Annotated in this window: 29 protein-coding genes and 1 pseudogene; 18 read left to right on the top strand and 12 right to left on the bottom strand. The window is 60.3% G+C overall.

Annotated features, from left to right (window positions below):
* Nucleotides 1-249 precede the first annotated feature (249 nt).
* Entirely contained in the window at nucleotides 250-1089 is an 840-nt protein-coding gene (locus ACWR1S_RS11610) for an alpha/beta fold hydrolase (protein ID WP_122605534.1), read from the top strand.
* A gap of 170 nt (nucleotides 1090-1259) precedes the next feature.
* Here ACWR1S_RS11610 and ACWR1S_RS11605 read toward each other — a convergent pair whose 3' ends face one another.
* The 3 genes from ACWR1S_RS11605 to ACWR1S_RS11595 are packed head-to-tail and all read right to left on the bottom strand — an operon-like array spanning nucleotide 1260 to nucleotide 2252.
* Nucleotides 1260-1652 carry a GFA family protein gene (locus tag ACWR1S_RS11605; protein ID WP_454563576.1) on the bottom strand — a complete coding sequence of 131 codons (393 nt, stop codon included), beginning with the start codon at nucleotides 1650-1652 and terminating at the stop codon, nucleotides 1260-1262.
* 27 nt (nucleotides 1653-1679) lie between these two features.
* Nucleotides 1680-2099, bottom strand: a complete 420-nt coding sequence (locus ACWR1S_RS11600; RefSeq protein ID WP_454563575.1) for a type II toxin-antitoxin system YafO family toxin — start codon at nucleotides 2097-2099, stop codon at nucleotides 1680-1682.
* 6 nt (nucleotides 2100-2105) lie between these two features.
* Nucleotides 2106-2252 (bottom strand): hypothetical protein, encoded by a 147-nt coding sequence (locus tag ACWR1S_RS11595; protein ID WP_162835975.1) that lies wholly within the window; start codon nucleotides 2250-2252, stop codon nucleotides 2106-2108.
* A 561-nt stretch (nucleotides 2253-2813) separates the two neighbouring features.
* On the opposite strand from ACWR1S_RS11595, the pseudogene ACWR1S_RS11590 reads away from it, so the two are divergent.
* From ACWR1S_RS11590 to ACWR1S_RS11565, 6 genes and pseudogenes are all read left to right on the top strand, one after another.
* Nucleotides 2814-3026, top strand: a pseudogene (locus tag ACWR1S_RS11590) (DUF6124 family protein); the annotation flags it as partial.
* A 141-nt stretch (nucleotides 3027-3167) separates the two neighbouring features.
* A complete protein-coding gene (locus tag ACWR1S_RS11585) occupies nucleotides 3168-4157 on the top strand; it encodes an aldo/keto reductase (protein WP_454563574.1) in 990 nt (329 codons plus the stop codon).
* A complete protein-coding gene (locus tag ACWR1S_RS11580; protein ID WP_454563573.1) occupies nucleotides 4154-4744 on the top strand; it encodes a flavodoxin in 591 nt (196 codons plus the stop codon). Before ACWR1S_RS11585 ends, ACWR1S_RS11580 begins: the two co-directional genes overlap by 4 nt.
* Before the next feature lie 112 nt (nucleotides 4745-4856).
* Nucleotides 4857-5630: a carboxymuconolactone decarboxylase family protein gene (locus tag ACWR1S_RS11575; RefSeq protein ID WP_454563606.1), complete on the top strand. Its 774-nt coding sequence runs from the start codon at nucleotides 4857-4859 to the stop codon at nucleotides 5628-5630.
* A 134-nt stretch (nucleotides 5631-5764) separates the two neighbouring features.
* Nucleotides 5765-6658 (top strand): LysR family transcriptional regulator, encoded by an 894-nt coding sequence (locus tag ACWR1S_RS11570; protein ID WP_454563572.1) that lies wholly within the window; start codon nucleotides 5765-5767, stop codon nucleotides 6656-6658.
* Between the two features lie 56 nt (nucleotides 6659-6714).
* Nucleotides 6715-7383, top strand: a complete 669-nt coding sequence (locus tag ACWR1S_RS11565; RefSeq protein WP_454563571.1) for a class I SAM-dependent methyltransferase — start codon at nucleotides 6715-6717, stop codon at nucleotides 7381-7383.
* A gap of 153 nt (nucleotides 7384-7536) precedes the next feature.
* Here the strand turns inward: ACWR1S_RS11565 and ACWR1S_RS11560 are convergent, their stop codons facing one another.
* Nucleotides 7537-7788, bottom strand: a complete 252-nt coding sequence (locus tag ACWR1S_RS11560) for a transmembrane sensor/regulator PpyR (RefSeq protein WP_454563570.1) — start codon at nucleotides 7786-7788, stop codon at nucleotides 7537-7539.
* 313 nt (nucleotides 7789-8101) lie between these two features.
* Between ACWR1S_RS11560 and ACWR1S_RS11555 the strand changes: the two genes are divergently transcribed.
* The 5 genes from ACWR1S_RS11555 to ACWR1S_RS11535 all read left to right on the top strand — a co-directional run bounded on the left by ACWR1S_RS11555 (nucleotide 8102) and on the right by ACWR1S_RS11535 (nucleotide 11350).
* Nucleotides 8102-8605 carry a VOC family protein gene (locus ACWR1S_RS11555; protein ID WP_454563569.1) on the top strand — a complete coding sequence of 168 codons (504 nt, stop codon included), beginning with the start codon at nucleotides 8102-8104 and terminating at the stop codon, nucleotides 8603-8605.
* A gap of 35 nt (nucleotides 8606-8640) precedes the next feature.
* Nucleotides 8641-9474 carry an AraC family transcriptional regulator gene (locus ACWR1S_RS11550; protein ID WP_454563568.1) on the top strand — a complete coding sequence of 278 codons (834 nt, stop codon included), beginning with the start codon at nucleotides 8641-8643 and terminating at the stop codon, nucleotides 9472-9474.
* A 198-nt stretch (nucleotides 9475-9672) separates the two neighbouring features.
* Nucleotides 9673-9975 carry an ArsR/SmtB family transcription factor gene (locus ACWR1S_RS11545; protein WP_077572353.1) on the top strand — a complete coding sequence of 101 codons (303 nt, stop codon included), beginning with the start codon at nucleotides 9673-9675 and terminating at the stop codon, nucleotides 9973-9975.
* A 61-nt stretch (nucleotides 9976-10036) separates the two neighbouring features.
* Nucleotides 10037-11020, top strand: a complete 984-nt coding sequence (locus ACWR1S_RS11540) for a zinc-dependent alcohol dehydrogenase family protein (protein WP_422609770.1) — start codon at nucleotides 10037-10039, stop codon at nucleotides 11018-11020.
* 21 nt (nucleotides 11021-11041) lie between these two features.
* Nucleotides 11042-11350, top strand: coding sequence for an antibiotic biosynthesis monooxygenase family protein (locus ACWR1S_RS11535; RefSeq protein ID WP_454563567.1), 309 nt, complete (start codon nucleotides 11042-11044; stop codon nucleotides 11348-11350).
* A 121-nt stretch (nucleotides 11351-11471) separates the two neighbouring features.
* Here the strand turns inward: ACWR1S_RS11535 and ACWR1S_RS11530 are convergent, their stop codons facing one another.
* The 3 genes from ACWR1S_RS11530 to ACWR1S_RS11520 all read right to left on the bottom strand — a co-directional run bounded on the left by ACWR1S_RS11530 (nucleotide 11472) and on the right by ACWR1S_RS11520 (nucleotide 15150).
* On the bottom strand, nucleotides 11472-12059 hold the full coding sequence (locus ACWR1S_RS11530; protein ID WP_454563566.1) for a LysE family translocator: 588 nt from the start codon (nucleotides 12057-12059) through the stop codon (nucleotides 11472-11474).
* A gap of 242 nt (nucleotides 12060-12301) precedes the next feature.
* Complete coding sequence (locus ACWR1S_RS11525; RefSeq protein ID WP_454563565.1) at nucleotides 12302-14539, bottom strand: ATP-binding protein; 2238 nt, start codon at nucleotides 14537-14539, stop codon at nucleotides 12302-12304.
* Nucleotides 14536-15150: a biliverdin-producing heme oxygenase gene (locus ACWR1S_RS11520; RefSeq protein ID WP_454563564.1), complete on the bottom strand. Its 615-nt coding sequence runs from the start codon at nucleotides 15148-15150 to the stop codon at nucleotides 14536-14538. Before ACWR1S_RS11520 ends, ACWR1S_RS11525 begins: the two co-directional genes overlap by 4 nt.
* 275 nt (nucleotides 15151-15425) lie before the next feature.
* On the opposite strand from ACWR1S_RS11520, the gene ACWR1S_RS11515 reads away from it, so the two are divergent.
* Nucleotides 15426-16046 (top strand): LysE family translocator, encoded by a 621-nt coding sequence (locus ACWR1S_RS11515; RefSeq protein WP_454563563.1) that lies wholly within the window; start codon nucleotides 15426-15428, stop codon nucleotides 16044-16046.
* Here the strand turns inward: ACWR1S_RS11515 and ACWR1S_RS11510 are convergent.
* A complete protein-coding gene (locus tag ACWR1S_RS11510; protein ID WP_454563562.1) occupies nucleotides 16043-16456 on the bottom strand; it encodes a VOC family protein in 414 nt (137 codons plus the stop codon). The two genes, ACWR1S_RS11515 and ACWR1S_RS11510, sit on opposite strands and share 4 nt — an antisense overlap.
* 211 nt (nucleotides 16457-16667) lie before the next feature.
* Between ACWR1S_RS11510 and ACWR1S_RS11505 the strand changes: the two genes are divergently transcribed.
* From ACWR1S_RS11505 to ACWR1S_RS11495, 3 genes are read left to right on the top strand one after another with little or no spacing between them, the layout of a single operon-like run.
* Nucleotides 16668-17750: a bifunctional transcriptional activator/DNA repair enzyme AdaA gene (locus tag ACWR1S_RS11505; protein ID WP_454563561.1), complete on the top strand. Its 1083-nt coding sequence runs from the start codon at nucleotides 16668-16670 to the stop codon at nucleotides 17748-17750.
* Nucleotides 17751-17782: 32 nt separating this feature from the next.
* Nucleotides 17783-18580: an isocitrate lyase/PEP mutase family protein gene (locus tag ACWR1S_RS11500; protein WP_454563560.1), complete on the top strand. Its 798-nt coding sequence runs from the start codon at nucleotides 17783-17785 to the stop codon at nucleotides 18578-18580.
* Nucleotide 18581: 1 nt separating this feature from the next.
* On the top strand, nucleotides 18582-19211 hold the full coding sequence (locus ACWR1S_RS11495) for a DNA-3-methyladenine glycosylase family protein (protein ID WP_454563559.1): 630 nt from the start codon (nucleotides 18582-18584) through the stop codon (nucleotides 19209-19211).
* Nucleotides 19212-19416: 205 nt separating this feature from the next.
* Here the strand turns inward: ACWR1S_RS11495 and ACWR1S_RS11490 are convergent, their stop codons facing one another.
* The 3 genes from ACWR1S_RS11490 to ACWR1S_RS11480 all read right to left on the bottom strand — a co-directional run bounded on the left by ACWR1S_RS11490 (nucleotide 19417) and on the right by ACWR1S_RS11480 (nucleotide 22621).
* Entirely contained in the window at nucleotides 19417-20514 is a 1098-nt protein-coding gene (locus ACWR1S_RS11490) for an extracellular solute-binding protein (protein WP_454563558.1), read from the bottom strand.
* Nucleotides 20515-20516: 2 nt separating this feature from the next.
* Complete coding sequence (aguA, locus tag ACWR1S_RS11485; RefSeq protein WP_454563557.1) at nucleotides 20517-21632, bottom strand: agmatine deiminase; 1116 nt, start codon at nucleotides 21630-21632, stop codon at nucleotides 20517-20519.
* 104 nt (nucleotides 21633-21736) lie between these two features.
* Entirely contained in the window at nucleotides 21737-22621 is an 885-nt protein-coding gene (locus tag ACWR1S_RS11480; protein WP_454563556.1) for a LysR substrate-binding domain-containing protein, read from the bottom strand.
* 378 nt (nucleotides 22622-22999) lie between these two features.
* Between ACWR1S_RS11480 and ACWR1S_RS11475 the strand changes: the two genes are divergently transcribed.
* On the top strand, nucleotides 23000-23515 hold the full coding sequence (locus tag ACWR1S_RS11475; protein ID WP_454563555.1) for an HvfX family Cu-binding RiPP maturation protein: 516 nt from the start codon (nucleotides 23000-23002) through the stop codon (nucleotides 23513-23515).
* A 3-nt stretch (nucleotides 23516-23518) separates the two neighbouring features.
* Here ACWR1S_RS11475 and ACWR1S_RS11470 read toward each other — a convergent pair whose 3' ends face one another.
* On the bottom strand, nucleotides 23519-25135 hold the full coding sequence (locus ACWR1S_RS11470; protein ID WP_454563554.1) for a L,D-transpeptidase family protein: 1617 nt from the start codon (nucleotides 25133-25135) through the stop codon (nucleotides 23519-23521).
* A gap of 151 nt (nucleotides 25136-25286) precedes the next feature.
* On the opposite strand from ACWR1S_RS11470, the gene ACWR1S_RS11465 reads away from it, so the two are divergent.
* Nucleotides 25287-26000: a murein L,D-transpeptidase catalytic domain family protein gene (locus ACWR1S_RS11465; RefSeq protein ID WP_331691356.1), complete on the top strand. Its 714-nt coding sequence runs from the start codon at nucleotides 25287-25289 to the stop codon at nucleotides 25998-26000.
* The last annotated feature ends 431 nt before the right edge of the window (nucleotides 26001-26431 follow it).

Here is a 26431-nt window from a genome sequence, read left to right as displayed (position 1 = left end):
ACTCACGGTGTTCTGAAGGGGCGCCGCTGTGGCCTACAAAGCTTACGCGCGCCTCGGCTTATCCCTTTCAGCAAAGCCTAATTTGCGCATGAAGCCAGACGTTGCGACCACCGGTCATGCAGATGTCGACTTTAATCCTACAGTTGATAACGGCTCGCACTGAGCCTGCGCAACAGAAATCCATCATGAGCAAAACCGGTCCGCGCGTACTGCGCGGGTGATCCATCAGATTGGTCTGGAGTAGCGAACATGGGATTTGTCACCACCAAAGACGGCGTCGAAATCTTCTACAAGGACTGGGGTCCGAAAGACGCGCCGGTGATCCACTTCCACCACGGCTGGCCGCTCAGTTCGGACGATTGGGATGCGCAGATGCTGTTCTTCCTCGGCAAAGGCTTCCGGGTGGTTGCCCATGATCGGCGTGGGCATGGGCGTTCGAGCCAGGTCTGGGACGGCCACGATATGGACCATTACGCCGACGATACGCTGGCGGTGGTCAATCACCTGGGTCTGAAGAATGTCGTGCACGTTGGCCACTCGACCGGTGGCGGTGAGGTGATCCATTACATTGCCCGGCATGGCCAGGACAACGTCGCCAAAGGTGTGCTGATCAGCGCGGTGCCGCCGCTGATGGTGCAGACCGAGAGCAATCCGGGTGGTTTGCCGAAATCGGTGTTTGATGATTTTCAGGCGCAACTGGCGGCGAACCGGGCGCAGTTCTATCGGGATATTCCGACCGGGCCGTTTTATGGCTACAACCGACCGGGAGCCACGCCATCGGAAGGGATTATTGCCAACTGGTGGCGTCAGGGCATGATCGGTGGGGCGAAGGCGCATTACGACGGGATCGTGGCGTTTTCGCAGACGGATTTCACCGAGGACTTGAAGAAGGTCACCGTGCCGGTGCTGGTGATGCATGGCGAGGATGACCAGATTGTGCCGTATGCGGATTCGGGGCCGTTGTCGGCCAAGTTGCTGCCCAATGGCACGCTGAAGTCGTATCCGGGGTTCCCGCACGGGATGCCGACGACGGAGGCGGAGACGATTAACGCGGATTTGCTGGCGTTTATTCGCGGTGAAGATCTGTAAGTTTATGTACTGCACCCTGTGGGAGCGAGCTTGCTCGCGAAAGCGTCATTACTTTCAATATTGATGTCGACTGACACGACGCCTTCGCGAGCAAGCTCGCTCCCACAGGGACTATGCGACATGCCAAAAATCCTCACTCCATTCCAAGTCCCACAAGTTTTCTGCCCCATCTACTCCTCTGTACGCTCCGTGCTTTCACGATCACGCTCGTAGTGGTGAGCCAGTGGAAGCGCCGGCAGCCACGACTCGCGGCGAATGGTCCAGAGTTCATAGGTGGGTTTGAACTGATCAGGCTCATCGAGCGATCCGACGTTGACCTCTACTTCATCTTCGGAACGCGCGAACACCGGAGAGCCGCAGCGCGGGCAGAAAAAGCGCCCGTTGTAGTCGCGGGTTTCGCCGGTGACTTTCAACGCATCCTCGGGAAATATGGCCGAGGTGTGAAAGAGCGTGCCGTGACGTTTGCGGCAATCGAGGCAGTGGCAAATGCCGACGCGGTAGGGTTGACCAGTCACTTCGAAACGGACATCGCCGCACAGGCAACCGCCAGTCAATCGATTCATGTCACACCTCCTCTGCTCGACTGCAAATTACAGATCGTCCAAATCGGGAAAGACAATCCTGCCCAGCGTCCAAGGCTCAACAATCCGGCAATGCACATTGCGCAGAAATGAGCCCCACTCGCTTCGGTTATGCGCATCCGGGCCGGTGACCGTCAGTAACAGATATTCATCCCGAAACGCGTCATAGGCATAGATCAGCCAAAAGTCATTATCAGCATCGTCAACCAATACAGTGCGGTAATACTGACGATTTATTTTTGCCCATCGAGCTTGCAGTGACGAAGTACTGGCAAGGTGGATATGGTGCATATCGGTCAGATCGAGTCGTTCGTCACGCCCAAAAATCCCGGGTAATTCACCGCACACCTTGTAGTTATAAAAATGTGCAGCGAAGTTTTGCCAGTTAGAGAGTTGTTCAAAAAGCGCAGAAATCTTGATGGCTGGCATTCAGGCCTACTTTGTAATAGGTAGCCTGCCAGTGATCACAAATTTATCGAACACTTTCTGCCCATCACGCGCGGCTTGCCGAACATCAAGGAATGTCAGCTCATCACGAACTTCCTTCTTGTCAGGTTTGTCGGTCTTTCTGGTGGTGGCCATCGGAGCCTCCGAAGGATGTGTATTCATGCTGACCAGCTTAAGTGATTAAGTTTTGACCGGCAAACGATAGGATCTTGTTTCAAGGCAGACAAGTCGGCGGATTCTTGCAGATCTGTAGGTCATTACACCCAAAATTGTAGTCCGTAAAACTCCTGAATTTAGATCTCATTGCTCGGCAATGCCCATTGGTAAACGTCATCCAGTGATCACGTTTAAAGCACACAAACCGTTACGCCATCCTCCCTACAACACCTTGCGCCGTTACCTACGCGTACGCCAGAATCCGCCGGCTTACACGGCTATGGGCCGGGCTATATCGTTTGCCTGTCACTGCAAAACAGTGATCGGGTTTGGTAGCCCGCTTCAAATTGTCGTTGTTGCGACATCGTCGATGCTGTCTCCTTTTTTGAGGTAATGGCTTTGAATGGTGGGCATGCGTGGGGCTCCTCCGTGAGCGCCGGGTTTCCCGATTTGACCGGTCTACCAACCCGCGCATGGCCGCCACCCGCCGTTTGGTAGCGAGGGTGATGGCTCCCATTTTTTCAAATTGGAGCTTTATCTATGTTCAAAATCACGCCAAATCCACCGCCCACCGATCCAATCCCTCACGACTCCGCGCTCAACCCGCAAAAGGTCAAAGAGGCAACCGACCGCGCCCTCGACTACTACCTGCGACCCGAAGCACTGGGTGCCCCACCAAGCTCGCCCCCGTTTCGCCCGGTCTATCTGGTCGACCCCACGCTGGATGAAGAAACCCTGTTGGTCGAAGCCTGTGTGAGGGGTTACCCCCTCACTTCCGCGTTTGCCCCCTCTGTCGATTAATGAACAGAACTCATCAAGCCATCCCGTTTTACCCGTCTAGTCCTCACCAGTCACCTCGCTTACTGTTCTCCCTACGCCCAACGGGAGATCGACATGCACAAACGCACACTCGGCACCAGTTCACTCGAAGTATCCGCCCTCGGCCTTGGCTGCATGGGCCTGAGCCATGGCTACGGTCCGGCCACGGAGACCCAACAAGCCATCGCACTGATCCGTTCAGCCGTTGACCGAGGCGTGACGTTCTTCGACACCGCCGAGGTCTACGGCCCTTACCTGAACGAGCAGGTGGTCGGCGAAGCGCTGGCGCCGGTTCGCGACAAAGTCGTCATCGCCACCAAGTTTGGCTTCACCTTCGGCGACGACAATAAACAGCAGATTCTCAACAGCCGCCCCGAGCACATTCGGATGGCCGTCGAGGGTTCGTTGCGCCGACTGAAAACCGATTACATCGATTTGCTCTACCAGCACCGCGTCGACCCGGACGTGCCGATCGAGGACGTCGCCGGTGCGGTGAAAGATCTGATCGGCGAAGGCAAGGTCAAGCACTTCGGCCTGTCGGAAGCGGGTGCGCAAACCATTCGCCGTGCCCATGCAGTGCAACCAGTCACGGCGCTGCAAAGCGAATACTCGCTGTGGTGGCGCGAGCCCGAGCAGGAAATCCTGCCGACGCTTTGGGAACTGGGCATCGGCTTCGTGCCGTTCAGCCCGTTAGGCAAAGGTTTTCTCACCGGCACGGTGTCGGCCGAGGCCACTTACGGCAGCGATGACTTCCGCAGCATCGTCCCGCGTTTCAGCCAGTCGGCGCTGCAAGCCAATCAGGGCCTCGTTGTGTTGATCCGTCAGATCGCCGCGCAGAAACAAGCCACCCCGGCGCAGATCGCTTTGGCCTGGCTGCTCGCGCAGGCACCGTGGATCGTGCCGATTCCGGGGACGACCAAACTGCATCGCCTGGAAGAAAACCTCGGCGGCGCGGACATCACCCTCGACGCTGCTGAACTCCAGGCAATTGACACCGCGTTGGCGCAAATCCGCATCGAAGGCGAGCGTTATCCCGAAGCCCTCAAGGCGCGCGTCGGCCGATGAGCCACGATCACGATCCGCTGCGGCGCACCGTTATCGCCGCACTGGCCAGCGCCCCACTGCTGTCGCTCGCCGACACGCAAAGCGCCAGTGAAACACCGCGCTCAGGCTCGCGGATTCTGGTCGCGTACTTCTCGCGCTCGGGCAATACCCGAGTGGTCGCCGGGCTGATTCAACGTGGACTCGGTGCCGATCTCTTTGAGATTCGACCGGCCCGCGCTTACCCCGAGGACTATCTGCAAACCGTGGAGCAGGCGCGTCAGGAGCGCGACAGCGGCTTCGAACCCGAGCTGCAAAACAGGGTTCATGCCCTCAGCGACTACGACACGATTTATCTGGGTTTTCCGATCTGGGGTGAAACCGCCCCGCCGATCGTGCGTGCCTTTCTCAGCACCCACGACCTGACCGGCAAGACCCTCATCCCCTTCAACACCCACGGTGGATTTGGTTTGGGCAATAGCCGCAGTGTCCTCGAACAGCACGCGCCCAATGCCAGGCTGATCGAAGGTTTTGTAATGGAGGGCGAGCAGGAGCGCAAAACCATGGAACGCGTGAACGGCTGGCTATCAGATAACCCTCTCAAGGGCTAGGCAATCACTTGCCCTGCCACGGCGGTTCCCTGCACGGATGACTCACTGTCTGACCGGAGTTCATCCAATGAATCGATTAATTGCGCCATTTGTTGCCTTGTCGCTCATCACGATGACCACTGACCGACGCAACAGCACTGCCCTCCCCGCACTCATGGCGCTCTGCCTGAGCGTCGGGGCGATATTCAGCGTTACCACTCAAGCAGCCGAGGCATCGCAAACCATGACCAGCACGCCAGTCAGCGCAGCAGCACTGTCGAGTAAACAACAAACCATTCCACTGATCGCCGCGTTCATGGCGACCAGCGACATGCCCAACCTCAACGCAGCCCTCAATCAAGGTCTCGATGCGGGCCTGAGCATCAGCGAAACCCGGGAAATTCTCGTGCAGCTTTACGCCTACGTCGGTTTCCCGCGCAGCCTCAACGCCTTGAACGAGCTGATGACCGTGGTGCAGGCGCGCAAACAACGCGGCATCGAAGATGCGCCGGGGCGTGAGCCGAGCCGGGCGATTCCAGTCGGTGATGAGCTGCTGGCCGCCGGCGCCGCGAATCAAACGAAGATCTCCGGCGCTCCGGTCAAAGGCCCGGTGTTCGAGTTCGCCCCGGTGGCCAACCAGTTTCTGCAAACCCATCTGTTCGGCGATATCTTCGAGCGCGACAACCTCGACTGGCAAAGTCGCGAACTAGCCACCGTCGGGGCGCTGGCGGCAACCCCGGGCGTGGAATCGCAACTGCGCTCGCACACGGCGGCGAGCCTGCGCGTCGGGCTCAGCGCGGCACAGTTGCGCCAAGTCACCGAGCGGCTGAAAAAACATGTTGATGCACAGACTGCCGAACGGGCCAACGCAGCGCTGAATGAAGTGTTGGCGGCTGCAAAAAAATGACAGTGCAGTTGACCTGACGTGGCCATTGCTCAAAGAAAAACCGCACCCTGTGCTGAGCGCTTTGAGGGTCGCGCATCCGTGCGCGACCTGCTTACATGGAATAATCACGCGCTCCTCATGAGAGGTTTTCATCAATGTCCCGCGCCAACCTCAACGACCTGCAAGCCTTCGTGGTCATCACTCGCGAAGGCAGCTTCACTCGCGCCGCCGCGCAACTGGGCGTCTCGCAGTCGGCGCTGAGCCACACCATGCGCGCGCTGGAAAGCCGATTGGGCGTACGCCTGTTGACGCGCACCACCCGCAGTGTTTCCCCGACTGAGGCCGGTCAGCGCTTGTATCAATCGATGGCGCCACGCTTTGACGAGATCGAACTGGAACTGGCGGCAGTCAGCGAATTTCGCGACACCCCGGCCGGCAATGTGCGCATCCAGGCCTCGGAGCATGCGGCGAACAATATTCTCTGGCCGAAGCTGCTGAAGGTGCTGCCGGACTACCCCGACATCAAGGTCGAAATCACCGTCGATTACGCGCTCGCCGACATTGTCGCGCAGCGCTATGACGCCGGTGTGCGGCTGGGCGATCAGGTGGCCAAGGACATGATCGCCGTGCCGATCGGCCCGCCGTTGCGCATCGCAGTTGTGGGGTCACCTGAGTACTTTCGGGGGCGGTCATTTCCCAGGGAGCCGGGCGATCTGGCCGCGCACAACTGCATCAATCTGCGCCTGCCGACTCACGGCAGCCTGATGCAATGGGATTTCGAGAAGGACGGGCACGAACTCAAGGCCCGGGTCGAGGGGCAATGGACCTTCAACAGCAGTGTGCCGATCCTGCGCGCGGCCGTGGCGGGCTGTGGTCTGGGGTTTCTGCCCGAAGACATGGTCGCCGGGAATTTGGCCGACGGCAGCCTGGTGCGAGTGCTGGAGGACTGGTGCCAGCCCTTCGCCGGCTATCATCTTTATTACCCGAATCGTCGCGAGCATTCGTCAGCGTTCGGGGTTGTGGTGGATGCGCTGATCTACAAGCCCTAGCGGCGCACCTGCGATCAGCGTCCATACTGTGGCTTTTCAATAATTGGGAAACCGCCATGCCCTCCCCCGAATCCAGCCTTTTGCAGAGTTGGCACACCAACGCCGATGCCTGGATCGAAGTGATCCGCAGTGGCGCCATCGAAAGCCGTCAGCAGGTGACCGATCAAGCGATTCTGCTGGCGATCATGGGCCGGCAGCCGCAGCGCGTGCTGGATTTGGGGTGTGGCGAAGGCTGGTTGTTGCGGGCGCTGGCGGATCGCGGGATTGATGCCGTCGGGGTGGATGGCGATGCGCGGCTGGTCGAAGCGGCGCGTTTGGCGGGGGCGGCGCGGGTACATGTCGCCAGTTATGACGCGTTGGTCGATGGGACGGTCGACATCGGTCGCGACTACGACCTGGTTTGCGCCAACTTCTCGCTGCTGCATCAGGACATTATTCCGCTGCTTGCGGCGATGCATACATTGCTGGATCCCGGCGGCGCGCTGGTCATTCAGACCTTGCATCCGTGGGCTGTGGCGGCTGGGGATTATCAGGATGGCTGGCGCGAAGAAACCTTCGCCGGGTTCAAGGGCCAGTGGCAGCCGATGCCCTGGTATTTCCGCACACTGTCGAGTTGGCTTAATGCGCTGGACATGGCCGGATTCCAACTGGCCAACCTGCAAGAGCCACAACACCCGCAAAGTCAGCTGCCGCAGTCATTGCTGATGGTTGCCGAGCGCCGCTGAGCTCCAGAACACCGCTGATCATTGTAGGTCTCCGCCTGCTCGCGATAGCGGCATTTCAGGCAATACAAGTGCAGACTGTGCCGACGCCATCGCGAGCAGGCTCACTCCTACAGGGTTTTGCGTTGACAACATATCCAAGTAATCCCACAGGAATTATGCGGTTTGCCGGATCATCCGCGGACCACGGATGCGGTACTGCGCCAGCAGGCGCATGACGTAGCCGATCTTGATCAGGGTCGGGCCGAGGATGGTCAGCGAATGCATCGCCACCAGCAGCGCAATCGGCATCTGACCGTTGTAGAGATACGCGCCGTAAATGCCGGCCAGCAGCATGAGCAGACCGGCGACGAGGACTTTGCTCGACAAGTGCAGAACGTTCAGCGGGCTTTCGAAGAAAGTGAGCATGGTGGCGTACTCCTGAGCGGTTCCTTTAGGTAAGTTGAGTACATCAAGTCTCGTGCCAGATTTTCAATTCAACAGAATCAGTTAGTTGCACAATAACGAGTCAATTTGACACAAGCCGGACATAGTCAATTCGACCTGAAACCTTGTCATTACGACTACATCAAGGCACGCAAGGAAAAGCCGGTCTTCGGCTCGGTGTCTCCATCGTCAGGATTTCCAATGCTCGGCAATTGTCGATCTACGGCACCGGCAATCGACCAAGGACTGACTACGCTGTTAATCCTGCGTGTCTAACCTGCCGAGGATGACTGCCATGCAACGCTTTCAAAAGCTCACGCCCTGCCTGTGGTTCGACGATCAGGCCGAAGCCGCCGCGAAGTTCTACTGCTCGATCTTCGATCACTCGAAAATCACCGGCCTGACCCACTACAGCAAGGTCGGCCAGGAATTTCACGGCAAGCCGGAAGGTGCGGTGATGACCGTCAGTTTCGAGCTCGATGGCCAGACCTTCACCGGGCTCAACGGTGGGCCGATGTTCACGTTCAGCGAGGCGATCTCGTTTCAGGTCAACTGCCAGAATCAGGAAGAAGTCGACCATTTCTGGGGCAACCTGTCCGAAGGAGGTCCCGTCGAAGCCCAGCAATGCGGCTGGCTCAAGGACAAGTTTGGGGTGTCATGGCAGATCGTCCCGGTGGCGTTCATGCACATGATGCTGGATGCCGACACCAGCAAATCGCAGCGCGCGATGCAGGCCATGTTCACAATGAAAAAACTCGACATTGCCGAACTCGAACGGGCCTTTGCCGGCCAGAGCTAATACACTGGCGCACTGGCCTGCCGGGAATAACAACGATGAAACACGCTGCCGCCAAAAACCCTGAAAAAGCCCCGCGTTTCTGGCGCGACGCGGCGCTGCCGTTCATTGAAGCGCGGGCCATCGCCGATGGCCGCGAGGTCTGCTACGCCCGGCATTCGCATGCGCACTTTTCCATTGGTGCGATCACCGCCGGGCGCAGCACCTATGTGCATGAACAGGCGCAGTTCGAAGTGGCGACGGGGACGGTGGTGCTGATGAATCCCGGCGATGTTCACGCCTGCAATCCGATCGATGATCAGCCGTGGTCTTATGTGATGCTGTATGTCGAGACGCCTTGGCTGAGGGATTTGCAGCATCAGTTGGGGTTCAGTGCCGAGCTTGAGTTTCGGCGGTTTTCCGACACGCATCTGCAGGACGCAGGATTGTTTCGCGACCTGATCTTGCTTTACGAGGTATTGGTCGACGAGCAGCAGGATGTCTTGCGCAAGCAAAGCGCGGCAGTGGAATTCTTCAGCGACCTGCAACTGCACCTCAACCCTGCCGGGCCGTCGTTGCGCGAGCCGAATTTCAAACTGGAACGCGCGGCTGACTTTATCCGCGAACACTGCACCGGGGTGCTGAATCTCGACGACATCTGCGCGGCGGCGCAGCTGTCACCGTCGTACCTGATCCGCGCCTTCAAACAGCATTACGGCATGACGCCCCACGCGTTTGTGGTCAACCAGCGCATCCAGTTTGCCCGCGAGCGTTTGCGCCGCGGCCAGTTGATTGCGGATGTGGCGCTTGAGGCAGGGTTTGCCGATCAGGCGCATTTTCAGCGGGCGTTCAAGCAGCATCTGGCGGCCACGCCCGGCCAGTATCGCGGCTGACACTTCATCTGAAACTCAACACGTCCCCCTGTGGGAGCGAGCCTGCTCGCGAAAGCGGTGTATCAGTCACGGGGATATTGACTGTGCCAGCGCTTTCGCGAGCAGGCTCGCTCCCACAAGGTCAAATGCCAGCATCATCGGCTGATGACCTTTGAATTGAGATATTGACATATCGGTAAATTCCGATATCGTCGCGGCATGGAACTACTCGAAATCTTCAAAGCCCTCTCGAACCGCACACGCCTGGAAATCCTCAAAGGCTTGAAGGATCCCGAGAAACACTTTCCTCCGCAGGATGAGGGTGACGTGCACACCGTGGGCGTTTGCGTCAGCAGTATTCAGGAAGGCGTCGGGCTGTCGCAGTCGACGGTGTCTGACTATCTGGCGACGCTGCAACGCGCGGGCCTGGTCGAAGTCAGGCGCATCGGCCAGTGGACTTATTACAAACGCAACGAAGCAGCGATCAGTGCGCTGGCCGAGATCATCGGCAGCGAGCTGTAATTTTTTACCCCATGATATCGATATTTCCCGATATCCCTTTTTATCGAAACGAGGCAATGCAATGAAAGCGATGATCCTTACATCATTTGGCGGCGCGCAATCGTTCGAACTGTGTGACGTGCCCAAGCCAGTGCCACAAGCGGGCGAAGTGCTGGTACGGGTGCACGCCACCTCCATCAATCCGCTGGATTACCAGGTGCGCCGTGGCGACTATGCCGATCTGGTGCCCCTCCCCGCCATTACCGGGCACGACGTCTCCGGCGTTGTCGAAGCCGTCGGCCCGGGGGTGACGGCGTTCGTGCCGGGCGACGAAGTCTGGTACACCCCGCAAATATTCGACGGTCCGGGGAGTTATGCCGAGTACCACGTTGCGGCGCAAAGCATTGTCGGCAAGAAGCCGCCCGCGTTGAGTCATCTCGAAGCGGCCAGCCTGAGCCTGGTCGGCGGGACCGCGTGGGAAGCATTGGTCGTGCGAGCCGCGCTCAGAGTCGGCGAAAGCATTCTGATCCACGGCGGTGCAGGCGGCGTCGGCCATGTTGCGATCCAGTTGGCCAAAGCCATTGGCGCGAAGGTCTTCACCACGGTGCGTGAAGGCAATTTCGAGTTCGCCCAGCGCATGGGCGCCGATGTGCTGATCGACTATGAGAAGGAAGATTACGTCGAAGCGATCCTGCGCGAAACCGACGGGAGCGGCGTCGATGTGGTGTTCGACACCATCGGCGGCGACACCCTGTCGCGCAGTCCCGACGCGCTCGCACAGCTTGGCCGCGTGGTGTCGATTGTCGACCTTGCCCGGCCACAAAACCTGATTCAGGCCTGGGGCAAGAACGCCAGCTATCACTTCGTGTTCACCCGGCAGAACCGCGGCAAGCTCGATGAGCTGAGCGCATTGATCGCAAACGGTCAGTTGCGCCCACACGTTGGCGCGGTCTATTCGCTGGCCGACATCGGCCTCGCCCATGCCCGGCTGGAGACGCCCAACAACGGCGTTCAAGGCAAAATCGCGATTGCTGTCGTACCGTCGCCAGAACTCGCCAATCGCTGAACTCAGCGCAAGGAGATCACCATGATTTATGAGATCGCTTTACTGCCCGTGCACACAGGGAAAACCGAAGCCTTCCGGCAGGCATTTGCCGAGGTCGAGCCACTGCTCATGCGCGCACAGGGTTACGGCGGCCACATGCTCGCGCAAGGGATCGAAACGCCTGAGGTGTTCAATTTGATTGTGCGCTGGCAATCACTTGAGGATCACTCGCCGGGTTTTGAAGCGAGTGAGGACCATCGGGTCTTCATGTTGGGTCTGGAGGACTATTTTTCCGAGGAACCGAAGGTCTGGCACATTGAGGGCGACGCCTTTCAGCAGCCGTTCAACTAATCAATCTCTCGGCGACCCACGATCCTTTGTAGGAGTGAGCCTGCTCGCGATAGCGGTGTGTCATCCACCATCAATGGTAACTGACAGACCGCTATCGCGAGCAGGCTCACTCCTACAGGGTTTACGGTAGCAGCAGGTATATCGCGCTGACGGCCAACAGCCCCGCCATGCTCCGATTGAACCAACGCATCCCCGCCGCATTGCTCAGATACCCACGCAAGAACGTCCCGGCATACACCCAGCAGCCCACCGACAGATAACAGATCACCAGATACACCGCCGCAAACTGCCAGACCAGCCGCGCCTCGCCATCGGCGACAAACGCGCCCATCCCTGCGACGCAGGCCAGCCAGGCTTTCGGGTTGAGCCATTGCATCACCGCGCCATACAGCATCGACGGCGCCCGCCCGGAATTTCCGGCATTCAACTGACCGTCATCCGTGGCCAGTTTCCACGCCATGAACAGCAGAAACACCACACCGGCCAGTTGCACCACCCGGGTCATGAATGGCCAAAGCTTGAGCACTTCGTGCAGGCCCAGCCCCATCAGCACCAGCAACAACACAAACCCCAGCGTGGCCCCGGCGACATGCCGCTGACTGGCGCGAAAACCGAACTGCGCCCCGGCACTCAACGCGACAATGTTCACCGGCCCCGGCGTGATGGACGCCGCCAGCGCAAACGCCGCCATGGAAACAATCAGACTCATCGCACACCTGCTTCAAATCGAGGAACAAGGTGCTCACGGTATCGAGCACCCAATCCCCGGTATTGAAGAAAATGCCCCTGTGATCCTGATCGTTCCCACGCTCTGCGTGGGAATGTAGCCCGGGACGCTCCGCGTCCCCTGCAGAGCCGAACGCAGAGCGTCCGTTGAGGCATTCCCACGCGGAGCGTGGGAACGATCACACCCCATTCGCGAGCAGGCTCGCTCCCACATAAAATCGATGTTCAGTCCAGGCGCGGCACGGTGAAGCGGAACTCGCTGCCCTGCCCCGGTTCGCTCTCGGCGAAAATCCGCCCGCCGTGGGCTTCGACGATGCCTTGAGTGATGTACAAACCCAGACCCGTGCCGGTCGGGTTGCCCTCTTTCACCGTCCAGTAACGATCGAACACGTGCGGCAGATGTTCCTTGGGAATGCCTTCGCCACTGTCGCGCACGGTGAAAACGATGTCATCGCCGACGGAAGTGGCAAGCACGCCCACCGTGCCCAGGCGCGGGGTGAACTTGATCGCGTTGCCGACCAGGTTCGACAGCACCTGAAACAGCCGCTCCGGGTCAGCGTGAATGCGCAAATCAGGATCGGCGTCAAAGGAAATGCTGATGTCCTTGTCCAGCGCCAGCGGCGCGAGCAGCGCCTGCGCTTCCTCGAACATCTGCCCGACGTCGAGTTTCTGCGGGGTGATGGAGTAGCGCCCGGCATCGATTTTCGAGGTGTCGAGCAAATCCTCCAGCAGCGTGTTCATGCGTCCGGCGGCCTGTTGCATGGTATCGATGGCCGTGGAAATCCGCCGCGAAGTGTGCGGACCGTCGGAGCTGAAGGCCTTCTGCATCATGCCGCAGAGCATCGAAATCACCGTCATCGGATTGCGCAGATCGTGCGACACCACCGCCACCAACTCATCGCGGGCGCGCACCGCTTCCTGCTCGCGGCGCACTTGCCGCGCCAGATCATTTTCCAGTGCCGAACGCCGTAGATCGTTGGCGGCGAACAGATCACCGTGGCTCCACTTGGTGGAGATCCCGGCCATCTCGACTTTCCAGATTTCGAACGAGGTGCGCGGGCGCAAACGCAGGCCGGCGTCGGAGTTTTCCAGGTCCAGCGGCTTGCGCGGATCGCCGCTCCAATTGATGTTCTCCTTGACCTCCGGACGAAACCAGAACACGCCGTTGTCCACCGGTTTCGGCAGGCTCATGGCGAGCACGCCGCTGGCCACCTGCTGATAATGCGCGGCCGGCGGGTAGACGCTGGCCAGGTGATGACTGGCAAACACCGCCTCGCCGCTGTCCTGCAACCACTTGTGCAAGGCACGGATTTCGTCCGGCTCCGGGCAGTTGCCGTAGCGGTGCAATTGTTTGTCTTCGATGATTGCGATACCGCCGGCATTGGTCAGTGCCATCAGCGTTTGCGGCTGATTGGCCAGACCGTCGAAGACATTTTGCGGCGAGTCGATCATCGCTTGATTGAGCAACGCCAACGCCTCGACTTTTTCCTCACGCTGACGGCTGATCTCCAGCGCTTCCATGGCGCTGATCTGCAGCGACAGCACCTGGCCGATGGTCTGACATGCCGCGCGCAACTCGTGTGGCACATGCAACGGCTGGCGATTGCCGCAACTGATCAAGCCCCAGAGCTTGTCGCCCTTGAGCAGGGAAATGCTCATCGAGGACAGCACGCCCATGTTCTTCATGTACTGGCAGTGGATCGGCGACACGCTGCGCAGCGTGGCGAAACTCAGGTCCAGCGGCGTGTCGGTGTCCGGGCGCAACTTCGGCAACAGCGGCACCGGTTGGTAGTCGGCATTGGGGATGATCCGCAGCCAATTGGTGCGATACAGCTCGCGCGCCTGTTCGGGAATATCCGAGGCCGGGAAGAACAGGCCATTGAACACTTCCATCGACGGATCGGAGGCCTCGGCGATGACCTGACCGTGGCCCTCCTCCTCGAAACGATAGATCAGCACCCGGTCGTAACCGGTCATGGCCTGGATTTCCTTGACGCTGATGTCGTACAGCGCCTGCAACGTGGTCGCCGCTTGCAGACGCTGGAGCATGCGCCCCAGATGAGTCTGGTTGCCGGCGACGTTGCGTGGCTGGAAGTTCTCGACGTGGATTTCCAGCTCCAGAATCAGCACGCCCTGATGGCGATGCACCAGGCCCTCGAACGCGGTGCCGTTGAGCCGGAAGTGCAGCGGCGGTGCGTCGGACAGCGACGGTTGCAGCAACACTTCGCGCACTTGTGCCGCTTCAGCGTCGCCGATCAGGCTTTCGAGTGGCTGACCGATCAAACTTAGCGGCGTACGGGCCAGCAGGGTTTCGACGTTGGCGCTGACCTGAATGATCGCCAGTTCAGGCTCGCTCAGGGTCAGCAGCAGACCGTGGGGCTGGATCGCACCGGGGAAACGAATCGGCTCGTCGGCACAGTTGGCCAGCAGTTCTTCAAAGGCTTCTTTGTCTTGCGGAGTCATGCCAGTACCTCGCGGCTTTCGAGCCAGTGCTCGAAACAGCTGAATGTAGTTTGTGCCGCGGTGACGACGGAGGCGCGCTCTTCGGCGCTCATCGGCCGAGTGCCCAGGTATTCGATGAAGTCACGCCAGCGGCGACCCGTAGCGGCGCCGTAGATATCGAGGAAGGCCGCGCCGTTATTGGCTTCCAGGCCTAATCGTGAAGAGATTTCGCGGCGCAGGATTTGCCCGCCGAGCGTCGCACCTTCGAGCACGTAGAGCACGCCCAGGCAGGCAGCGCTTGAGTCGATGATCGGCAATTGCTGGCAGTGCGGCAGGTTTTGCAGCGCTTCGGCGGATACCCCCAAGGCTCGCAGGTCAGCGCGCAGGGTTGGCGTTTTGAGACGCGGCGTCAGATCAAAATCGGCAGGTATCGAATGGCTGTTCTGCAGGGCGTTTTCCAGCGGCAGATAGAAGCCGTGATAAGCCTGCATCAGCCGCACAAAAGCCTGGGTATCGAGGGTATCGGAGAAAAAAGGAAGGCGTTTTTCCAGTGCGATGTGCAGCTCGGCAGTGCCGGCCCGCAGATCTTGCAGCACCGGTGGCACATAAACTTCACGGGCCTTTGCTTGCATGTAGATCGCTCTTGATGGGGCCGCCTGGGGCCAAACGGGGTGAGTGCTGCGTCGGCGAAATCTTACACGGCTATCGCTGATTCTGACCGGGTGGATAGCTTTTTCTGCCGAAACCATCACCCTCTGATTGATTCAGAGTGAAGGCATCTGCAAAAAGTTCGACCGCGTTGCCCAACAGCGCCGGGCGCTGTACTGCGACAGCGCTGCGTGACTGTATGGGTCTGGCCACGCCGGGGCTGTGATAAAAATATCGTTCTCGTTACTGGAGTGCCGTCATGGATCTCGCCACCCTTACGCTGTTTCTTCCGGCCTGTTTCGCCCTGAACATGGCCCCCGGACCGAACAATCTGCTGTCGGTGAGCAACGCCACGCGCTATGGCTTTCGCCGTGCCTGCACGGCGGGTATTGGGCGGATTCTGGCGTTCGCCGGGATGATTGCGCTGGCCGGCGCGGGCCTGTCGGTGGTGTTGCAGACTTCGGAATGGTTGTTCCATGCGATCAAGATCGTCGGCGCGGCGTATCTGCTGTATCTGGCCTGGCAACTGTGGCGGGCCAATCCCGAGGCCGAGCAGCAGATAACGGGCGCGACCGTTGGCTTCTTTGCGTTGGCGCGGCAGGAGTTTCTGGTGGCGGCGGGCAATCCAAAGGCGATCCTGTTGTTTACCGCGTTTCTGCCGCAGTTCGTCGACCCGGCGCGGCCGGTGCCGGCGCAATTCGCGGTGCTGGGCGTGCTGTTTCTGCTGCTGGAATGGATCGCCATCAGCGCCTACGCGTGGATGGGCCTGCACATGCGCCGCTGGTTCGCCGAGCCGCGTGGCAAACGGATCTTCAATCGCTGCTGCGCGGGCCTACTGTCGGCGGCGGCTTCGGTGCTGCTGATGGCGAAACGCGCTTAAGCCGCGGACGGGCCTTTGAGTTCGACCTGATTGCCGTCCGGGTCGAAACAGTAAAGCGACAAGCCTTTGCCCTCGGCGCCGAAGCGTGATTCGGCTTTTGCCACGCTCAGGCCGAAGGTGTGCAGGTGTGCAATCAGCGCCGCTTCATCGAACGGTTCGATGCGCAGGCAGAAGTGATCGACATTACGCCGCTCGCTGCCGGCCGCCCCGCCGCCCTTGCGGCCGAGCTCACCTTGCAGGTCGACAAGGTCGATCATCGAAGTGCCGGCGCGCAGGTGTATCAGGCCCAGCGGTTCGTTGCGTTTGACCACTTCGGCGCCGAAGACCTGGCCGTAGAAGTCGATGCTGCGTTGCAGGTCGGCGACGCGCAGGACGATGTGATCAATGTGTTGGATGGAAAACGGATGCATCGGGCACACCTCAACGAACGGTAGGAGCTGCCAAAGTCTGCGAATCTTTGATTGTTGGACGCTGAGCGTCCCGGGCTGCATTCCCACGCAGAGCGTGGGAACGATCAAGATCGCAGCCTGCGGCAGCTCCTACACGGTAGTTCAGGGGATTTGAAAATTCACTGCCGATTTTTCGGTGGAGCCATCGACAAACTGGTTTTACTCTCCAGCCATGAACATACAAACCGCTGCCCTGCCGCCCCACGCCGAGATGGTTCGCGCCATGCTCGAACGCGACACTGCCTATGAAGGCGTGTTCTTCACGGCCGTGAAAACCACCGGAATCTTCTGCCGCCCCAGTTGTACGGCGCGCAAGCCGAAACCGGAGAACGTCGAGTTTTTCGCCCAGGCTGACGAATGCATGTCGGCCGGCTATCGCGCCTGCCTGCGCTGCAAACCGCTGGACGCCGCGGCCATTGCACCGGACTGGGTGCAGCGCTTGCTCAAAGCCGTGGAAGCCGATCCGGAGGTGCGCTGGAGCGATGCGCAGTTGCTCGCCGAAGGCATCGAACCGCTGAAGCTGCGACGCTGGTTCAAGCAGCATTTCGGCATGACCTTTCATGCGTGGCTGCGTACGCGCCGCTTGGGCATGGCGCTGGGCGGGATCAAGCAAGGCACGTCGATTGATGATGCCGCGTTTGATTCAGGTTATGAATCGCTCAGCGGCTTTCGTGATGCCTTCCAGAAGTCCTTTCACATCACTCCGGGTCGCGCCGAACAGAGCGAGCCGCTGCTGTTCACCCGGCTGACCACACCGCTCGGACAGATGATCGCCATGGCCGAACGCCGGGGACTGGTGCTGCTGGAGTTTCTTGATCGGCCGGCGCTGACCCGTGAAGTCGAAGAACTGCAACACCGCCATGGCTATGCGGTCGCACCCGGACACAACGCGCATTTGCAACAGATCGAGCAGCAACTGGCGCAGTATTTCGCCGGCCAATTGAATACCTTTACCGTGCCTCTACATTTGCCCGGCAGCGAGTTCGCCCGGCAGGTCTGGTCGGCGCTGCTGCAAATCCCTTACGGCCACACCCGCACCTACGGCGCCATCGCCGCCGGTTTAGGCAAACCCGGCGCCAGTCGCGCGGTCGGTCTGGCCAACGGGCACAATCGGCTGTCGATTGTGGTGCCCTGCCATCGGGTGATCGGCGCGGATGGCTCGCTGACCGGCTATGGTGGTGGGCAGCCGCGCAAGGCGTTTCTGCTGCGGCTGGAAAACGCCGCCGTGCAGCTCACCCAACCTTTGGCATTCTGACCAACCCCATCAACTGACAAGAAGGATTTTTGATGAACGCGCTCGCTACGCAGTTCCACCAGTTGCACCAGCAAGGCCTGTTGATTCTGACGAACGTCGCCGACGCCACCGGTGCGCGACTGGTCGAGCACCTGGGCGGTAAAGCCGTGGCCACCAGCAGTGCGGCGGTGGCCTGGGCCCACGGTTACCCGGACGGCAACGCCCTGCCCCTTGAACGGTTGGTGTCGACGGTGGAAGCCATCGCCCGGGTGATCAGCATTCCGTTGACCGTGGACGTCGAGGCCGGTTACTCCGATGACCTCGGGCGCGTGGCGGAAGTGCTGGATGCGGTGATCGCGGCGGGTGTCGTGGGGATCAATATCGAGGACGGTTCTGCCGATCCTGAGTTGCTCGCGCGCAAGATCGAAGTGGCGCGACAGGTCGCCGGCAAACGCGATGTGCAGCTGTTCATCAATGCGCGTACCGATGTCTATTTGAAAAGCCTCGTCCCGGCCGAAGATCGCGTCGCCGAAACCCTGCACCGTGCGGCGCTGTATCAAGCGGCCGGTGCCGATGGTTTGTTCGCGGCAGGTGTCACATCGGCCTATGAAATCGAGGCCATCTGCAAAGGCACGACGCTGCCGGTCAATGTCCTTGGTTTCGCCTGCCTGCCTTCACCGGAAGAACTGCAAGCACTGGGCGTACGCCGCTTGAGCGCGGGCTCCGGCATCGCCGAATTCCTCTACGGCGCCATGGGTGGGCTGGTGAAAAGCTTTCTCGCCAGCGGCAAACTCGACACCCATGACCTCAAGGCTTTCACCTATGGCGAAGTCAACGGCCTGCTGAAATAGCATGGCCGACGCCTATCAAGCGGCCAGCGAGTTTCTGGCCGCGCTCGATCCGGATTGGCAGCGCCATATCGCAGCGGTCGGCCCGTGCCTGCACCAAGCGCATCCGGCGCGTGATCCGTACGAGTCGCTGGTGCGGGCGATTGCTTATCAGCAACTGCATGCCAAGGCTGGCGATGCGATTGTCGGGCGGTTGGTGGGGTTGTTTCCCGGGCAGTCGTTTCCGCGGCCGGAGCAGATTCTTGCGACGGATTTTGAGCGCATGCGCAGTTGCGGGTTTTCGGCGGGCAAGATTGCGACGATTCAGGGGATCGCCCAAGCGACGCTGGATGGCGTGGTGCCGGATTACGCCACGGCGCTGGCGATGGACGATGAGGCGTTGATCGAACGTTTGGTCAGTTTGCACGGGGTGGGTCGCTGGACCGTGGAAATGTTGCTGATCTACAGCCTGGAGCGCATGGATGTTTTGCCGGCGGATGATTTTGGCGTGCGTGAGGGGTATCGGCGGTTGAAGGGGCTGGAGGTGCAGCCGACGCGCAGGCAGATGGTTGAGATTGGGTTGGCGTGGCGGCCGTATCGGACGGTGGCGGCTTGGTATTTGTGGCGGGTGCCGAAACCGTTGCCCTCACCCTAGCCCTCCCGAAACGTCGGACCGCCCAAAGGGAGAGGGGACTGATTGGGGGAGATTGGAGATCTACACCGACTTGAAATAGCGTCTGTGAATCCATGAGCGCCAAAATGTCCATAATCGACTCGGTCTTTCAGGTCGATGTTTAACGCAAGACACCTCGGTCGGCCCCCTCTCCCTCTGGGAGAGGGCTGGGGTGAGGGTCAGCTTTTCACAGCCCAGACTTCAATCGGCTGAACGCCCGAATCAAAGCCCGATTGAACGCCTTGCCATTGTCATTCTTGCTATACAGCGAAGCCCTGACCTGCTCGGACGGATACGTCCCCGGATCATTGCGAATCGACGCGTCCACCAAGCCATCCGCCGCCGTGATCGCATTGGCGTAGTGAATGGTGTCGGTGATCGGCGCAATCACTTCCGCCGTCATCAGATAATCCATCAACGCCAACCCGGCCTGCGGATGCGGCGCGTCCTTGGGTATGACCATGGCATCGAACCAGATCAGCGTGCCCTCTTTCGGAATCCGGTAACTCAACTTGAACGGCTTCTGCGCCACTTGCGCCTGCCCCGCCGCGATCGCCACATTGCCGTTCCACGACATCGCCACGCAGGTATTGCCGTTGGCCAGGTCGCTGATGTTCAGGTCATTGTCGAAGTAACGAATGTACGGCCGGATCTTCGCCAGTTGCTGCTCGGCGAGTTTCAAGTCATCGAGATTCTGCCGATTGATGTCCAGCCCCATGTACTTCATGACAGCAGCGAACAGCTCGTTCGGATCGTTGAGCAGACTCACCCCGCAATCGGCGAATTTGGACACCACTGCCGGATCAAACAACATCGCCCAACTGTCCGTCGGCGCCTCGGCTAACCGCTGCTTGATCGCCTCCTCCTGATAGCCGACGCCAGTGGTGCCCCAAGCGTAAATCCCCGCGTAGCGATTGCCCGGATCGAACACCGCCATGTGCTGGCGGAACTCCTCGCCAACCCCGGCAAAGTGCGGCACCCGGGCCTTGTCCAGCGGCTGGATCGCGCCGCTCTCGATGGCCCGCGACAGGTGCTGGCCGGCGGTCAGCACCAAGTCGTAGCCGCTGCGCCCGGTCAGCAGTTTGGTCTCGACGGTTTCCAGCGAATCGAAGTGATCGGCGACCACATGAATACCGGTTTTCGCCTCGAAATTCTTCAACGTATCCGGCGCGAGGTACTCGCCCCATATATACAGATTGACCACCGGTTTCGCGGTGTCGGCGGCCTGCACACACAAGGGTGCGAGCACCAGCATCAAGGCTTGAGTCAGTTTGTGCAGGCGCATGGTCAGGCTCCTTTTTTCAGGCCGGCGTATTGCGGCATGGTGATGCACGCGACGTTGCCGCCACCAAGGAGGATTTCCCGGGAGTTTTCAATGCCGACAATCTTGTGCTGCGGGAACAGTTCGGCCAGCGTCGCCAGCGCGACTTTGTCATTGCGATCACCGAACAGCGGCACCACGATCGAGCTGTTGCCGGCGTAATAGTTGATGTACGACGCGCAGATTTTCGTGCCGGCCTGACGGGTGTGGGTGCTGTCTTGCTGATCGAGGCCGTCGGCTTCTTCGGCGGTCCACTCGAGCACGTCCGGTTGCGGCAGCTTGTGCACGATAAGCTCGCGGCCACGGCTGTCGCGGGTGCTGCGCAGGATATCGTAAGCCTCTTGGTAGATTTCCCACTGCGGATCGTCGCGGTTGTCGGTCCATTGCAGCACCACTTCACCTGGACGCACGAAACAGGCGAGGTCGTCGACATGGCCGTCGGTTTCGTCGAACTTGCAGCCGCGTGGCAGCCAGATGACTTGCTCGGCGCCGAGGTAATCGGTCAGGCGCCGGGTGACTTCGTCCTTGCCCAGATGTTGGTTGCGATTGCGGTTGAGCAGGCATTGTTCGGTGGTGAGGATGCTGCCCTGGCCGTCGCTCTGGATGCCGCCCAGCTCGGCAATCAGCGGCGCACGGTAGCGGTCGAAACGCTCGATCTCGAGAATCTTGCTGGCGATCTGGTCGTCCTTGTCCCACGGGTAATACAGCCCGCCGTCGAGGCCGCCATAGGCGTTGAATTCGAAATCGACGCCGCGCACTTCACCACTCTGGTCGTTGACCACAAAGCATGGGCCACTGTCACGGAACCAGGTGTCGTTGCAGGTCATCTCGACCACGCGCACTTGCGGCGGCAACTGCCGGCGCGCCGTGGCGAATTGCGCGGCCGAGGCGCACACGGTGACCGGTTCGCTGTGGGAGATGGCGGTGACGATCTGCACCCAGACTTTCTGCGCCGGTTTCGCGCCGTTGCGCCACACGTCGGTGCGTTCCGGCCAGCCCAGCCAGCAGCCGGACTTGGCTTCGAATTCGCCGGGCAGACGGAAGCCGTCGTGTTTGGGGGTGGAGTCGAGCAAACGTGCCATGGTCAAACCTCGTCTTCGCGATGGGATTGGAATGACCACAGGCTAAGGGCACGGGCGGCGCGCTCGCCAACGATGATTATTACGGAACAGTTGAATTCAACTCATCAATCGACCAGTTGATCGTTGAACCATTCGAGCATCTGCGCCACCGCCGGACGCTCCAGCCGCAGTCGCTCGCAGACCAGTGCGTACTGGCCGAGGGCTGTCATGCTGGAGGCGAAGGGCCGTACCAGCCGGCCACTTTGTAAATCCTCCTGGGCGGTGAGGTTGTCGCCCATGGCCACCCCCTGCCCTTGCGCCGCTGCTTCCAGCGCCAGTCCAGCGTGGGCGAAATACAACTGACGCTGCGGGCGTTGATCGCCGGCGTGGCTGGTCAGCCAAGCGGTCCAGGTCTTGCCGTCCTGATCGTCGTGCAGCAGGCAGTGGCGGGCCAGATCCTTCGGCGTTTTCAAGGTGCCCTGGTTGAACAGGCCGGGGCTGCATACCGGGAAGAACTGCAGGGCTGGCAGCGGACGGACGAAGTAGGCGCTGCTGTCCACCGGGCCGGTGCCGTAGGTGATCGCCAGGTCGATGTCTTCGCCCGGCGCACTGGCGTCGATCGGTTGTTCGTAAAGGTGCAAGGTGATGTGCGGATAGCGCGCGTAGAAATCGGTGAGGCGGCTCATCAGCCACTTCTGCGCGAGTTCGGCGGTGACGGCCAGCCTGAGCACGGCCAGCGAGGACGGATCGCGCAATTCATCGCAGGCCTCGCCGATCAGTTCGAAGGCCTGTTGCAGGCTTTGCATCAGGCGGCCGGCGGCGATGGTCGGGCGGATTTGTCGGCCTTCGCGGATGAACAGCGAGACGCCGAGTTGTTCTTCCAGCTGGCGGATTTGATGGCTGACGGCGCTGTCGGTGACACAGAGTTCGGCGGCTGCCCGGCCGAAATGCGCGTGACGGGCGGCGCATTCGAAAGTGCGCAGGGCGGCCAGTGAGGGAAGTCGTCGCATGTGGGGTGGTCCATTTTTTTGGTCATGCTGACTGGGCTTTGGGGGCGCGTCCAGCCTTGTCACCCTCACCCCAGCCCTCTCCCGGAGGGAGAGGGAGCCGATCGGGGTGTCTGGCGTTATACATCGACCTGAAAGACTGAGTCGATTATGGATTCAGAAGAAAACTCTCACGTCGGCGTACCTCTTCAATATCCCACGGTCAGTCCCCTCTCCCTCCGGGAGAGGGTTAGGGTGAGGGGCTTTTGACTGTATCGCACTGTATACCCCGAAGCCGCAGACACACCAAAAGCACAATCTGCCACCCCGCCGACACATCCCCGATACACCCCGACGCTGAAATGCCCCGGTCGATTTCATTCAATTCACCGGAGCTGCACCATGACCACCACCCTTTCCACCACCGTCAAACACCTGCACCTGAACCTCGACCGCGCCGGTACCTGGCTCGCCCCACTGACGCTGCGCCTGTTCGTCGCCTGGGAATTCTTCGAGTCCGGACTGGAGAAATTCAACGGGCAGAACTGGTTCGAAGACATCCAGGACAAATTCCCCTTCCCGTTCGATCACCTGCCGGCGACGCTGAACTGGGAGCTGTCGATGTGGGCCGAACTGATCTGTGCGCTGGCGATTCTGCTCGGGTTCGGCACGCGCATTTCGGCGATTTCGCTGATCGTGGTCACCGTCGTCGCCACCGCCGCCGTGCACTGGCCCGCTGACTGGTCGTCACTGAGCGAGCTGGCGCAGGGGTATGCGATCACTAACAAAGGCTTCGGCAACTTCAAGCTGCCGGCGATTTACCTCGCGGCGCTGCTGCCACTGGTGTTCGCCGGGGCGGGCAAATTGAGTGTCGATGCGTGGTTGGCGCGGGTGTTCTGGAACAGAAACACCCGCTGAGGCTCAATGCGCGCGATCAAGCCCGGCGAGCAAGGCGCTGTCACGGCTGTAGATGTCCGGCGAATAACGCACACGGCCGCTGCTGTCGACCTGTGCGGTCCAGTAAGTCATCAGGATCGGCACCGGCGCCGACAGACGAAATTCGTGGGTGGTGCCGGTGGCCAGCAGGGTTTCGGTGCGGGCCTTTTCCGCCGGGGTGAGGAGCAGATCACGCAGTTGCATCGGGTGTTCGACCCGCACGCAGCCGGAACTGAAGGCGCGCGGGCCTTTTTCGAACAGCGCCTTGCTCGGCGTGTCGTGCAGGTACACCGAGAACGGGTTGGGGAAGCGGATGACCATTTGCCCCAACGGATTGCGCGGCCCGGCGTCCTGGCGCAGCAGAATGTTGCCGGGGTTGTCCCAGTCGATGTCCGCTGCCGCCAGCGGCTGACCGTTGGCGTCGAGCACTTGCAGGTTCTGGCGGCTGAGGAAGGTCTGGTCCTTGCGGATCTCCGGCAACTTGTCTTCTTTCCAGATGGTCGGCGGCACGGTCCAGGTCGGATTCAGGGTCAGGCGCGTCACCCGGGACTTGAGTAACGGCGTCTGGCGCTCGGCGCGGCCCACCTGAGTGCGTGTTTGCCACACGGCTACACCGCCCTGATACAGCGTCAGCTCGGCAGCGGCGACGTTGACCAGCAGGCCATCGGGTTCCAGGTCCTGGGCCATCCAGCGGAAGCGTTCGAGGTTGACCCGCAACTGTTCGCGACGGGTCAGCGGGCTGATGTTGAGTTCGGCAATCGTTCCCGGCCCGACCACGCCGTCAGCCTGCAACGAATGGTTGGCCTGAAAACTCTTCACGGCGTCGACCAGCACGCCGTCGTAAGCATTGCCCGGCGTACCGATGGCATGGGTCAGATAGCCTTCGCTGTACAGCCGCTGAGCCAGTTCCGGCACGCGCTTGTCTTCCATGGCCGGGCGCAGCAGCGGCCCGTTGCCCACCGATTGCCATTGCGGCAAGGCTTTGAGCCGTTGCGCCGCATAAAGCTGACGCAGGTCCTGATATTGCGCCAGACGCGGACGGGCCAGATCGAACGCGGCAGGAATGTCGTGCAGCCCCGGAACGGCGATGGCCAACAATTCCGCCTGTCGGTCACGCGGGGCGTCGTCGGCGTGCCACAACGGTTCGAAGTGCGATTGCAGCAGGCGACCGTAATGTAAATCCTGCAGGGCCTGGAGGTAGTTGCGACTGATGTCGATGTCGGCACACAACTCGCCGTCCTGCGGCGCGACAGTCGCGATCGGGTAACGTTTTGGATTGAGGCCATCATCGGCCAACAGCTGCAATTGCGCCTGCAAAGCCGGCAAACGTGCCGATTCGCTGGCCCACACCGGCATCCAGTCCTGCTGCTGGTAGAAGGCCTGCAACTGCGCCAGCGCCGGGCCGTTGAGGTGGGCGGCAATGGCCGGACACGACTGCGCCAGACTGATCAAAACCGCCTGCAACGGACTTTGCGGTTCGACCGGCATCTCGGCCGGGGGCGTTGGCAAGGTCTCCAGCGGCGGCAGCGGCTCATCGGCACAAGCGACAAACGGCGCAGCGAGCAAACAAATGCTCAAGTAGCATGCGTACTTTTTGAACAACTGCTTTACTCCAATCCATGGCCGTCTTGATGATGGCCAACCTTACATCAGGTGCGCTGAACAGTCAGGCTCGATCGACGGGCTTGCGGGTATTGACTGGGAGTCAGGAGCCAAAGTGCCAAATAAGTAACAAGTGAGGACACTTTATAAAATGTTGACGTTTTTGCGCCGACTTCTGTTGACCACCGCGACCCTTGTCGTGGTGTCCAGTCCAGTTTTTGCTGCCGGCAAACCATCGCCGGTTCTCTACACCAGCCTCGCGCACGCCGCGCCAGAACTCAATCCCCAGGCGCTGAAAGGTGCGTTGAACGCCATGCAATGCGCGGTCAACAACGGTGCCAAACCGTCCCGCCACCTGGCGATCATCGACTATTCGCAACCGTCCACCGAACGCCGACTGTGGATTTTCGACCTCAGTAAAAAGAGGTTGGTGCTGCGCGATCTGGTTGCTCACGGCTCCAACTCCGGGGAAAACTTCGCCACGCAGTTTTCCAATGTCGAAGGCAGTTATCAATCCAGTCTCGGTCTGTTCCGCACCCAGGAAAGCTACAGCGGCACCCACGGTTATTCGCTGCGCATGGACGGTCTGGAGCCAGGTTTCAATGACATGGCCCGCGATCGCGCGATCGTCATTCACGCCGCCAGTTACGTGAACCCGTTGTGGAGCAAGAAACAGGGGCGCATCGGCCGCAGCCAAGGCTGCCCGGCAGTGCGGCCGCAGATTGCCAAGCAAGTGATTGATCGCCTGAAGAATGGCCAGTTCATGTTTTCGTGGTACCCGGATCAGCGCTGGCTGAAGTCGTCGCCGTACCTGAACTGCCAGCCGCAGCAGGTGGCGAGCATCCTCAACACCCACGCGAGCTGACGGCCACCACAAATCCCCTGTGGAGCGAGCCTGCTCGCGAAAGCGGAGTTTCAGTCTCTGAAGATATTGGCTGTGCCGACCTCTTCGCGAGCAAGCTCGCTCCCACATTTGATCTCGGTTCGGTTGAAGATCTCTAATCAACTCGATTCCCTGTGGGAGCGAGCCTGCTCGCGAAAGCGCAGTGTCAGTCTCTGGAGATATTGGCTGTGCCGGCCCCTTCGCGAGCAGGCTCGCTCCCACATTTGATCTCGGTTCGGTTGAAGATCTCTGATCAACTCGATTCCCTGTGGGAGCGAGCCTGCTCGCGAAAGCGGTGTGTCAGTCTCTGGAGATATTGGCTGTGCCGGCCCCTTCGCGAGCAAGCTCGCTCCCACATTTGATCTCGGTTTGGCCGAAGATCCACTGATCAACTCGATCCCCTGTGGGAGCGA

Source organism: Pseudomonas sp. AIG (assembly GCF_977020205.1).
This window is presented reverse-complemented; position numbering and strand designations above follow the sequence as displayed.